General features: G+C 35.9%; 7 protein-coding genes. 2 read left to right on the top strand and 5 right to left on the bottom strand.

The window, feature by feature from the left end; translation table 11 throughout:
• Positions 1-714 precede the first annotated feature (714 nt).
• From H5092_RS05450 to H5092_RS05440, 3 genes are all read right to left on the bottom strand, one after another.
• Positions 715-3861 carry a DEAD/DEAH box helicase gene (locus H5092_RS05450; RefSeq protein ID WP_182715978.1) on the bottom strand — a complete coding sequence of 1049 codons (3147 nt, stop codon included), beginning with the start codon at positions 3859-3861 and terminating at the stop codon, positions 715-717.
• Between the two features lie 406 nt (positions 3862-4267).
• Positions 4268-5230, bottom strand: coding sequence for a transcriptional regulator (locus tag H5092_RS05445; RefSeq protein WP_182733048.1), 963 nt, complete (start codon positions 5228-5230; stop codon positions 4268-4270).
• Positions 5231-5245: 15 nt separating this feature from the next.
• Positions 5246-6484, bottom strand: coding sequence for an AAA family ATPase (locus H5092_RS05440; RefSeq protein WP_024596524.1), 1239 nt, complete (start codon positions 6482-6484; stop codon positions 5246-5248).
• Between the two features lie 773 nt (positions 6485-7257).
• On the opposite strand from H5092_RS05440, the gene H5092_RS05435 reads away from it, so the two are divergent.
• Positions 7258-8472, top strand: coding sequence for a hypothetical protein (locus H5092_RS05435; protein ID WP_024596523.1), 1215 nt, complete (start codon positions 7258-7260; stop codon positions 8470-8472).
• A gap of 70 nt (positions 8473-8542) precedes the next feature.
• Here H5092_RS05435 and H5092_RS05430 read toward each other — a convergent pair whose 3' ends face one another.
• On the bottom strand, positions 8543-9418 hold the full coding sequence (locus H5092_RS05430; protein ID WP_182733047.1) for a DNA replication terminus site-binding protein: 876 nt from the start codon (positions 9416-9418) through the stop codon (positions 8543-8545).
• 954 nt (positions 9419-10372) lie between these two features.
• Here H5092_RS05430 and H5092_RS05425 point away from each other — a divergent pair.
• Positions 10373-11722 (top strand): class II 3-deoxy-7-phosphoheptulonate synthase, encoded by a 1350-nt coding sequence (locus H5092_RS05425; protein ID WP_024596521.1) that lies wholly within the window; start codon positions 10373-10375, stop codon positions 11720-11722.
• A gap of 63 nt (positions 11723-11785) precedes the next feature.
• On the opposite strand, the gene H5092_RS05420 is transcribed toward H5092_RS05425, so the two are convergent.
• A complete protein-coding gene (locus H5092_RS05420; protein WP_007583184.1) occupies positions 11786-12595 on the bottom strand; it encodes a pyruvate, water dikinase regulatory protein in 810 nt (269 codons plus the stop codon).
• Between the last annotated feature and the right edge of the window lie 36 nt (positions 12596-12631).

Raw genomic sequence — 12631 nt, 5'->3', positions numbered from 1 at the left:
AGCTGCAACTTAAATACATAATCACCAAAATAACTAATATTATTAGGTGAGGCTATATAACAACAGGCATTAGAGTAGACCGGATAACAAAATAATTAATTCAAATTAATTTGCGGAAGATCATTTATTTTTATTCGGGTTGATTTAAACAAATCAAATTATGGGCATAAAAAAAGCCAGTTCAAAATGAACTGGCTCAATCATTACTAAAATTAGTAACTAAATAGGGGGAATCAACATGAAAACTTGTATTAACTGCAATTAATCAACAAGCATAATAGTAGACGCGTCTTTTTTAATTAAGTTCAAAAAAAATAAAAAACTTTTAAAATAAGTGCTGAACGCTAGATTTTAGACATAAAAAAAGCCAACTCAAAATGGGCTGGCTCAATCATTACTAAAATTAGTAACTAAATAGGGAATCAACATGAAAACTTGTATTAACTGCAATTAATCAACAAGCATAATAGTAGACGCGTCTTTTTGAATTAAGTTCATAAAAAAATAAAAACTTTTAAAATAAGTACTGCACGCTAAATTTTAGACATAAAAAAAGCCAACTCAAAATGGGCTGGCTCAATCATTACTAAAATTAGTAACTAAATGGGAAATCAACATGATGCTTGTGTTAACTGCAATTAATCAACAAGCATAATAATAGACGTCCGCTTTTTAATTAAGTTCATAAAAAGATCAAAACTTTTTAGATCTTTTTTAGTTTTTAATTAATGACAACATTTGCTGCTCATCAAACTTTGTAAAGCTCATTGATTTATCAGTAAATAATGCATCAACAAGGGCTTGCTTGTCTTGCTGCATTTTAAATACTTTTTGCTCTATTGAGTTACTCATTATGAGCTTATAAACAAATACAGGATTAGTTTGACCAATACGGTAGGCTCTATCAGTCGCTTGCTTTTCTACTGCGGGATTCCACCATGGATCAAAATGAATAACGGTATCTGCTTGTGTTAAGTTAAGGCCTGTTCCACCGGCTTTTAAGCTAATTAAAAACACGGATGTTTTACCACTGGTAAACTCGTCGATTACTTTATCTCGTTGACGCGTTTGCCCTGTAAGCATACTAAAGTTAATGTTTATTTCTTCAAGGCGTTGGGCTATTAAATCGAGTGCCGATGTAAACTGACTAAATATAATAATCTTACGACCCAGACTTAGCATAAGCGGTAAGTGTGTTGTTAACCATTCAAGCTTAGCGGAGCCTGCTTGAGTATCTGGATCTATTAATTTAGGGTGGCAACAAATTTGCCTTAACTTTAAAAGCGCCTCTAAAAATGCAAGCTTACTTTTTTGTGCGCCTTGTTCGGCAAATAAGTCTATTAGCTTCTCTTCTAATGAACGTGTAATGCCTTGATACATTTCTTTTTGCTTAGGCTCAAACTCAAACTCTTTTGTAAGCTCTGTTTTTTCAGGTAACTCTTGCGCTACTTGTGCTTTAGTGCGGCGCATTATAAAGGGCATAATTAACGCTTTTAACTGCTCAGCCCTCTGCATATCAGCTTCACGCTCAATAGGTGTTTGAAAGTGCTGCTTAAAGTGGGCTTGAGACCCAAGTAACGATGGCATAGCAAAATCGAGTAACGATTTAAGCTCAAGTAAATTATTCTCGATTGGAGTACCACTTAAACAAAGTTTAAAGTCGGCATTTAAGCGTTTAACTAATCGTGAGACCTGTGCGGTATCGTTTTTAATGTATTGTGCTTCATCGAGGATAATATTTTCAAAATATAATGGCGAATAATATGCAATATCACGCTTTAAAAGCGGGTATGTAGTAAGAATGCATTGCGCTTGTGCTAAGTGTTGTAAAGGATCGTTACGGTTTGATCCAAAAATAGTGGTTACTTTTAAACTTTTAGCAAACTTAGTAATTTCGTTTTTCCAATTACTCACCAAGCTAGTTGGGCACACTATAAGTGTAGGGCCTGCTTGTGGGCGATTAAATGTACTCGCTAAAAATGCAATAACTTGGAGTGTTTTACCCAACCCCATGTCGTCAGCTAAAATACCACCTAATTGATGACGTTTTAAAAAGCTAAGCCAATCAACGCCTTGCTGTTGGTACTCACGAAGTGTTACTGAGTCATTTAAGCCATGTAATGAAACCTTAGGCATTGCCTTATCGGTATTATTTAACTCTTGTAAATATAGCTCAAGTGAATCGTCGTGAAGCTCTACGTTAATAGCTGTGTGCTTTACTAGTTCAGGTAAATACGAAAGCGGAATATTAAATTCGTCACGTGTTTTTACAAATTCAAAACGTTCTTTAAATTCGTTTAATAAGTTAATGGCAGACTTATTAATAACCCCAAATTGACGGCCAAGCGGGTAGTAATAAAACAGTTCACTTTGGCGATTCAATGACTGATAAAGCGAATCAGCATTAGTAAACAACAGCGATGCTTTTGCGTCACACAACAATACTTTGCAGTGCATTTGATGCCCTGCTGCACGGTGTACATGTAAACTCACTTCACATTGTGGATTAGGGCTTGTTACTTTACTTACACTGACTTGCCAACCACGCTGCTTAAAGCCAGGGAATACTTCGTATATTAGCCAATGCAAATGGATAGGAGATTGCTTTGTAAATACAAGCTCACTTTGTAAACCCCCTTTACAAAATTCAAACCCTAGATTGATTAGCTCGTTAGTTACGGTGTTTTCAAATGCGCTATTTATAGTACTTGCTGGGGCAGAACCAGCTAAATAGTTTTTATTTTTATACTTAAATAACAGCGAAAGTGATAAACCTTGCTCGCCCATTGTTACTTTTAAAACAGCATTACTAGATAGCTTAGGTAACGTTGGCTGCAAGTTAGTAGGGTGCGGTATAACACCTGCACCAAAGTTATCGGCAAGCTGTTTATATATTCTGTCAAAATTAGCGTCATGCAAAGCAGGCATAGTTTGTAAATGCGCTATTTCGTCTGCACTCAATGGGGTACGAAGACGACCCGCTTTTAAATGATCTAAATCGAGATAAGTAGGCGGTGTTGTTTTTAATAAAGCCCAGTTTTGGGTTTGCTCAAGCTTAATAACTAATTGTGATAGATCTTTATCTTGCTCCCAACTAAAACTCAATGCTTGGCCAGATTGCGCTTTAATTGGCACGCGAGAGCGCTGAAAAAACAAGCGTTCAGTAGCTATCAATTGTTGTAGGGCACTAAAGCCCCATTGGCCTTTTAGCTCAATACTTCCTACTGCATTTTGTGAACGTATCCAACTAAATAATCTAAAATCACTTTCGAGTAAATCATTTGGCGTTACGAAACTATTTAACTGTTGCTCTGTGAGGTTTCGGCCTAACGTGTAATTCTTTTTAGTCTCAAAATTAGCTATTTTAGGTGTTAAAAATACTTTGTTATTTTCAATATCTAATACAAATAATAATACTTGCGACGGCGTATGTTGATCACCACTTTTAAGAGCGCTTAATTCACTAAACCAATCATTAATGAAGTAATCTTCACCGTATTCACCAGAGTGCTCTATTTTAAGCTTAAACAAAATAGCAGCTAAATGTCGGCATTTGGTTTTTGCATTACACGTACAGTGTGTATCAACAGAATAACCAGTTGGTACTTTACTGATCTCAATACGTTGGTTAAATGATGATCCGTTATCCACTTGCACGGTAGAGTCTACAACAGAAAAATTAGGGGTATGCTCTAGCCAGGTGATTTGACCTTTCTTGTAGTACTCTTTGCCTTTATCTAAGACATTTTCGCGGAAAAGTTTTTTAATAAAGCGTTCAGAAAGAGGAAACTGGGTAGCCTGCTCATTTTTAATTTCTTCAAAAATAGCCATTAAATCATTTTTTGATAAGTTAGCAGACATGTCACTCTAAGCATTAAATTTTAAAAATAATTCTGCCAGTATATGCCTTATGTGCTCTGAGCTAAAGTACTATTAACAAGATATAAACTGGTTGGAGCTGATAGCTTAGTAAAAAATCGGTTTATAGGTAAAAATGAGTATAAAATTTCGCAAAATATTAGGCACTACATACAAATATAAAGATTAAACGACACGTTATAGATCACAATTTTACTAACAATAATAATAAATCAAGAGCGAATAGCTAAAAGGGGGCGATTAGTTAGTAAAAAAGTGATCTTGAAGAGAAAATATGATTATTTAAGGTAGGATTAGGCTAGTAAAGATCAGATTTTTACTAACAAAACAATCTGTCAGATCAGTATTTAACTAAGTATATATGTCTGACAGATCATTATTTAACTAACTAATTAAAGACACTTAATAGCTTAGTTAATTGTTCTAAGCGTTTGTCTGTCATCACTTTATTGTCGATTTTGATAGACACATCACCACTTTTTAAATTGCGTTGTACCGATACAAACTTATTTTCAAGCACAGCTTCACGTTTAACAGCAACTTGAGGCTCAGCAGTTAGGCATTTGGTGATTGCCATTGCACGCTTGTCGTCACTTGTAATGGCGTTTAGCTCTTCATCACTAGCTAGGTCACTAACAAGTTGATTAAACGCCTCTTGGTCTCTCTCCTTTGCGCTCATGAGTTTTTTAGCCACTTCGCGACCCACGTGATTCGCAGTAGGGTAGAGTGCAATAACTTCAGCAGGTATTTGTTCATAGGCTTTAACAGCATCAGCAATGGCGGTGTGTGATACACCTTCAATTGCAGCAATCTCTCTGTAAGATCCTTTTTTACCTTGTTCAATAAGCTCATTTTTAGTTTGCTGGTAAGCTTGTCCCAGCTCCCATAAACTTGGAGCGATATATTGATCTGAAGATACAGCTAAAATTTTAGCGTCTTGCTCAGTAAAGTCACTTGAACTAAGTACTAAATAATCGGCGTTACCTAAAATACAGGCCATACGACGGCGAGAACCCGCTAAAACTAAGCTTTTATCACTCTGATCCCAAAGCAGTGCAGGGTGCTGATTACGGCCATCCTCTGCAATGGCAGGTAGAATATCCGATACTGACTTTTCGTTAAGAAGTGCTTGTACACGGCGGTTTTTACCGTACACACCTGTTGTAGATTCAATGTCAGCGTGTGCGATCACTTTGCAAATAAGAGTAATTTGGCGCTCAGGATCGCTCGGTGCTGGCATGCGAATTACATCACCAGCATTTGCTTGTTCAAGTAATGCGTCAAGGCTACTACTTCCTACAGCTGTTGCAAAAGGATCTAAGCGGGTGTCATTTTTACGTTTTTTAGCCATTTTTATTTAACATCCTTACTTAGGGGTATTGAGTGTTGATTGAGTTGACTGCCAATTTGAACGAATAAGCATTTCTAGCTCATCGACCACATCTTTAATATTTTCTTGAGCGCGCATTAGTGATTCACGGCTTGCTAAGCTGTCTGACGCTTTTTGATCAAAAATAGTATTGAAAGACGAAGAGCTAGCAGTAATCGCCGAGCTGTGGTTGATTGGGTAACTCATAACTTGGCGACCGAATGCACTACGAACATCTTTAACAATATCGCGCTGTGAGTGATTACCTTTTACATAGTTGGTCACTAAAAACTGCATAAAATCCCATCCCTCATGGCCAAGTGCCGCAACGGTATGGTAAATCTCGCCTAGTCGTTTTAAATATTTATTATTAGCATCAAAGTCTACAGCTTCTGGATGAACAGGGATAAGCATCGCAGTAGAAGCCATTAATGCATTATAAAACATAAAGTTAAGAGTTGGAGCTGTATCTATTAATATAATATCAAACTCGTCTTTAACAGGGTTAATTACTTTTTCAAGTAACTTATGGTAATGACGAGTTTGCTCATAATTTGAGGTGTCTTTGAGTAATGTTGCAGTTTCGTGCTCAAAATAAAAATCGTCCATACCTGATGGTAGTACACGAATATTTGGGATATGCGTTGGTAAAAATGAGTTTGAAACAAATTCAGGCCATGTTTCGCCCTCATCCAAATCTATACAATCACGCATTAAATCACCAACAGTAATTGGGTCATGCTCGCTTGAAGGAAAAAAGCTTGAAGAAGAACCTTGAGGATCTAAATCAATTATACCAATGCGATAGCGCTTAATATTTGTAGTTGCCAGCGCTGCTGCAATATTAACCATGCTAGTTGTTTTGCCACAGCCACCTTTGAGAGAATTAATGACAATAACTTGCAGTTTGTCATCACCAGTACGATGATCTGGTTTAATATCCATAATATCAGCCATAGCAAAAATGTTTACTAATGTGTAAGCATAATGACCATTGGCGCCGCGTTTTATGTTTAAATCATCAAAGTCACCGTTGTCATGACGTCTTTTTAAAGTACGATTATTACAACCTAATAAATCGGCAGCTGCTTTTTGCGTATAAGTTCTTAATTCTTTTTCTTCTGATTTAAGATGAGCACGATAGTGCTGAATACGACCTTCTAAAGATTTTTCAGCTACTTCTGCAGTTGCTTTTAGAAGCCGGTAGGTACTTAGCGCGTTATTATTGATAGACATACTTTTTTCCTCAAAGTTAGGCAGTTAGTATAATGTCCATTCAAATTGCTGTAAACAACTATTTAAGACGACATGCATTTTAAAAAGAAGACATTTAAAAATACTTTTACACTTTTAATATTGCTTAGTATAAATAAAGAAGTTTAAAGGTGGTTAAATATATAAGGTAGTAAAGGTTAAGGACCTTAAATTAACACATAACATTATGATTAATATAAACAATATAAAAAAAAGCAGATCAGCGTTATACTTGGTTAAGATCAGATCTTTATCTACCTGCAGATCACCTTTTTACTAAGCCTTATTTTTTAAATCAAGTTATACACAGGTTGCGCATAAGGTTATGAACAAAAAAAGCCCTTGAGATCAATTTTTTACTAAGTAAATTATAAAGTTATGCACTAAGCTTAGCGTCAATAGGTACGTTTAATTAGTATAGATCTGATCTGTACTTGGTACAGATCAGATCTATGCTAACTCGATAAGCCTTTATCCACAGGGATATTAATTTTCGTATGAATTTGTCGTGCTAAATTTTAAAATAAAGCCATTGTGATGGACAAAATAACAGCTGAGTTAGTAAAAAACCGATTTGAGATGACCTAGTTAGTAAAAATATGATCTGAAATCGCAAGTTATGTACATTACTTAGTATAATAGTGATCTAAACGTTTTATTTAAAGTCAGATCACTTTTATACTAACTTAAACATTTAACTTTTGTTGTTTAATGTGTTGTTATTAGATGTCGCAATAAAAATGGAAATAAGAACAATGAGCCGAAAGGTCAACATCTCGGTAGATAATTTGCCCGATACACTCAGGGGCCAAATCCACGGGGTGGAAAGTGCAATTGATAACGAAAGTTTAGCACTATTTACAGACAACAAAGACGTGCGAATTTCTATTGAAAATGCAGCTCATGGTTTACGTGCATATTCAAACACGTTTAATCATTATGATTTGTGGGGCCGTTTTGTTCGCTCTGGCTATAAAAAATTGCCACTTGAAGAAGCGCCTAAAAAAACAATCATTACGCGTAAAATATCAGAGAAAGTAGATGGTATTTTATACGATGGTGAGATAAAAATTACCCCTGCTGTTGTCAGTACTCGTAAAGATGGTGAAGATATCGAGTATCTTGTTTGGCCATCGGACAGAGAAGAAAAAGTAGAACGAGCACTTATTCGTTTAGCTTCTAAAGGCAAAATAGTTAAAATTAATTTTAAGTCCGGTATTCAATACGCGGTTGTTTTTTCTATGAACGAATTAGCTCAAGAGCTCAAAGCGGTAGGGCAGTCAATGCCATATCCTGCAATTAAAGAGTCACTTGAAGCATTGCAAGGTTCTAAACTTTCATTTAAATATTCAGCAACCGATACTAAAAACTCCGATATAGATGATTCGTTTTACGAGTCAAATATGAACTTTTTATCGTCACTTCACTTTAGTGGTAAAAAAGGTCAAGGCGGCAATGTAAAGTGTGTGGCCTGCTTAAATGCGTTTGTTCATAACATGATTGATAACCTTGAATACAAAGGGTATTACTTTAATAGTGCACAAGAACTAAAACGGGGATTATCGCGTTGGATGATGCTTCGTTTGTATCACCTTTGGCGTTATGCAGCTCCAGGTAAAACGTATCATTTTAGATTACTTTCTATTATGGAAAAATATGGATCTATTTATTCAACTGATGATATTACGGAAAATAAATTAAAAGCGCTTCGTCGTGATATGACCACCACAATGAAAGATTTGATTGAAAAAGGTGCTATATCAGAATACAGCATTACAAACGTCAAAGATGACAAAACTGGTAACATTATTGATTACACATACGAAATGCACCCCTCTGATCAGTTTTGCGATGAAATACTTACATTGAACAAACACAACAAACGCATTGAGATTCAAGGCGGTAAACGTATTGTTGAAAATGCAGTGTTAATTGATGAAGATAAAATAGAAGAGATAGTAGAAAAATAATAAACGTTATTTTAAATACTGTACATATTTACTAAAAAGGCCACATATTGTGGCCTTTTTAACATAATAGCTATCGGTCAACTTGTTCTAAATATAGCCTATCAACTAAAAAATCATACTCACGTTTTCGAGGATGAGCTTCGGGTTTTTTATAATCAGGTAAGATACCTAGTTTAACGTCTGGTTCTGGATTAATCAGAATAAATGGTAATGCGGCGCTCACATGATAGCGGTTTTGTGCTGTGTATCTCACATTAACTTGAGGGCTTACACGAGTAGGGCGACGAATTCTTAATTTTTCCTTTTCACCTAAACTAGCAACCCGTAATTGTTCTTGAGCTACAAGTGATTGCCATTTTTGCTGATCTATCATTCTTGGATTTCGATAACTGGCCGATTTGTCGAGCATTTCGAGGGCCATTTTTTTAGTCAACGTTTTAGTTGCGTGCTTGTGCATCCAAGTAAACCTAACAGAAAATGGTGATTCACTCTCACTGTGAATCTTACGATAAGCAGCAAGTGTTATTAAATTTGGTATTGCATTATGAACAGCCTCAAATCGGGCATCGTTATTATCAATTGCCAATATACACTCTTTGAAACTAGCTTTAGCTTTGTTAACCTGTGCTATACGATTATTTAAAGCTTGTTTATCTGCATTTTTAATAATAAGTAAACCAGGGTGCCTTTTTAACACGCGACTGCTTAAGCCCGATTTTTTATAAATGTCAGAAAAGGAGTTTAAAATTGCCTTTTGAGCCGGCGCTCCAGTTATTTTAGAGACAAGTATGGACTCAGGAACCTTATTTTCATCTAAATTACTTACATCAGGTAACTGATAGTACTCTGCTTTGGAAAACTCACATTCGTTTAATTCCTCAATTAACCTTAAAGTTAATTCGTTCATTAAATCAAACTGACTCCTAATTTGCACTTTAGTAACCACGACACACCTCAAAGAACACATCTTACTAACTCCATATTATTGCATGCACTTTGCATTGAGTAAATATTTAATAAAATAATACTCACCGTTCAGATAGCATTAAAAGCAAACTATGTATGATGTGTTCTTTCTGGAGTAAGTGGTTCTACTTATTCCTGTAATTTAGTACTGTTTTATTGATTAAAGAGTTAGTCCGCTTAGAGCTTAATTGCCTATGTAGTGTAATAAATGAGGGATGTAAAATGAACTTGGTGCGGTTAAGTTCTAAATAATAGTGTTAGCTTTGGTTGTTTCTCTAATTAGTTATTAATATTATAACGTGTTTTGTCTATGGGTTTATCATCCAAAAGCTTAGAATGTCATACATGCTTTTTGCATGAGAGTCATTTAAGGCATCACTGGCAGTTAAGTTTTTAGTTATGACAACTTGCTAAATAACGCTGTCGGCAGGGTGGGAAGATGAGTGCTGAATCAGCAGATTAACCTTGTGTCAGTTGTAAGTATATTCTGGCATCAGAATAATCAACAGCGCCATTCTACTAGGTTTAAAGTGCATATAAATGAGCAACAAAAAATCCCATATCATATATTTAGGCCTGCACATAGTCCCTGTTAGTTAATAATTAATTTAGCCCGTAAAGTTAAGATTACATTTGATGCAATTTAAGTATGATGTGTTCTTATATAAAATACATATAATATACCCTTGTGCTTTATTTATTCTCAATGTGTTAAAATTGAAACTAATTAACTCTAATTGTATGTTTTTAATCACTTTAGTTTATTTAAAATAAAACTAAAGTGATTGTTATATAATCACCTGAGTTAAGTAAAATTACTTTTATACTTAACTCATAACTAAATAATTGGAAAATAGTGAATTTAGTCCTTGAACATAGGGGTCTGCATACGTTAATTTCTTCTTATCAGGTAATGTAGGAATGAGGAAAAATTATGTCATCGTGGAACCCAAATAGCTGGAGAGAGCTGCCAATACTGCAGCAGCCACAGTACCCAGATCAAGAAATACTTAAATCAGTAGAAGGCCAATTAAAAACGGCTCCGCCTCTAGTTTTTGCAGAAGAAACAAGAAGCCTATTCAAACAACTTGAAGACGTGTGCGAAGGTCGTGCATTTTTACTTCAAGGTGGTGACTGTGCCGAGTCGTTTAGCGATTTTAATGCAGCTAATATTCGCGATACATTCAAAACAATTTTACAAATGGCTGTTGTATTAACTTATGGCGGTAAATGCCCTGTAGTTAAAATAGCGCGTATGGCTGGTCAATACGCTAAACCTCGTTCAGCAGACTTAGAAACAATTAATGGCGTGTCTTTACCATCTTACCGTGGCGACATTATTAATAATATTGAGTTTACAGAAGAAGCGCGCATTCCAGACCCACAACGTTTAATGACTGCATACCATCACAGTGCCGCTACGTTGAACTTATTACGTGCATTTGCACAAGGTGGCCTAGCCGATCTTCATCAGGTTAACCGCTGGAACATGGGCTTTGTTGCTGCAAATCCACTTAAAGAAAAATACCAACAACTTGCAGATAAAATTCAAGACGCACTAGAGTTTATGGAAGTGTGCGGAATTAACTCTACAATTGCACCAAGCTTAAAAGAAACCGATTTATACACTTCTCACGAAGCTTTACTACTTGGTTACGAAGAGGCACTAACACGTCGCGACCATTTATCGGGTGATTGGTACGATTGTTCTGCTCACTTTGTTTGGATTGGTGAACGTACACGCCAACTAGACCACGCACATATTGAGTTCTTTAAAGGCATTAAAAACCCAATTGGTGTTAAAGTTGGCCCAGGTATGGACCCAGACGACCTAATTCGTTTAATTGACGCATTAAACCCAGATAACATTCCTGGTCGTTTAACGCTAATTACACGTATGGGTGCAGACGTACTGCCAGAAAAACTCCCAGCACTAGTACGAAGAGTTCAACAAGAAGGCCGTAAAGTAATTTGGAGTTCTGATCCAATGCACGGTAATACTGAAAAAGCGACTTCAGGTTACAAAACGCGTAACTTCGATAATATCATGCGCGAGATCAGTCAATTCTTCGCTGTACACAAAGCTGAAGGTTCATACGCAGGTGGTGTTCACCTAGAAATGACAGGTCAGCACGTAACAGAATGTACAGGCGGTGCTTACGGTTTATCTGACGATGACTTAGCACAGCGTTACAAAACACAGTGTGATCCTCGCCTTAACGCCGACCAAGTATTAGAGTTAGGCTTTTTAGTAGCTGATTTACTAAAAGACGCACGTAAATAATATTTATTGATACAAAAAAAACCGCTTAGTTGCGGTTTTTTTATTTCAAATTTGATGAGTAAGTCAGTACTTACGTCGCTCCAAGTCTGTTTCTATCAGTATTTTTGCAGAAATCTCTTCAACAGAATGATGCGTAGAATTAAAGTAAGCTATTTTGTGACGCTTATACAACATTTCTACTTCGCGCACCTCAATACGGCACTGTTTAATTGAAGCATACTTAGAGTTAGCCATACGTCGATGCCTTATAGCCGCAAGCCTCTCAGGGTCAATCGTCAGTCCAAATAACTTATGTTTATAAGGGACTAAACATTTAGGCAAACCTTCATTATCTAAATCTTCTTCTGTAATAGGGTAGTTAGCCGCTTTAATGCCGTACTGCAGTGCTAAGTATAAGCTTGTCGGTGTTTTACCACTTCTGCTAACGCCAATTAAAATGATGTCTGCTTCGGAAAAGTTTTTAATATTTCCACCATCATCATTCATAAGAGCATAGTTAACCGCATCAATTCTAAAATCATAACTTTTTTCGTGGATAGAATGCGTACGATGCATTTTTGGAACAGGGGCTACATTGAGCTCTTTTTCTATTTTTTCGCTATACGTAGTTAAAAAATCATACGTAACTGCATCAGCCGATTTTATAATTTCACTTAAATTGTGATTTACAAAAGTAAAAAACACGAAAGGCTTTTCACCTGTTTTTGCAGCGGTTGCATTAATTAAAGCTTTAATTTCGTGCGCTTTTTCTTCAGTTTCTACAAATGGAATTGTTTTATGATTAAAATCGATAGGAAACAACGACAAAGTCGCATGCCCAAATACCTCTGAAGTAATTGCTGTTCCATCTGATATATAAAAAGCAGTTCTCATAATTAACCTTTTTATTGCGTTTAAATCCCTAAAATG

The organism is Pseudoalteromonas sp. SR41-7 (assembly GCF_014163935.1).
Lineage (GTDB): Bacteria > Pseudomonadota > Gammaproteobacteria > Enterobacterales > Alteromonadaceae > Pseudoalteromonas > Pseudoalteromonas distincta.
The sequence above is the reverse complement of the archived record's forward strand: the minus strand, read 5'-3'. Positions and strand labels throughout refer to the sequence as shown.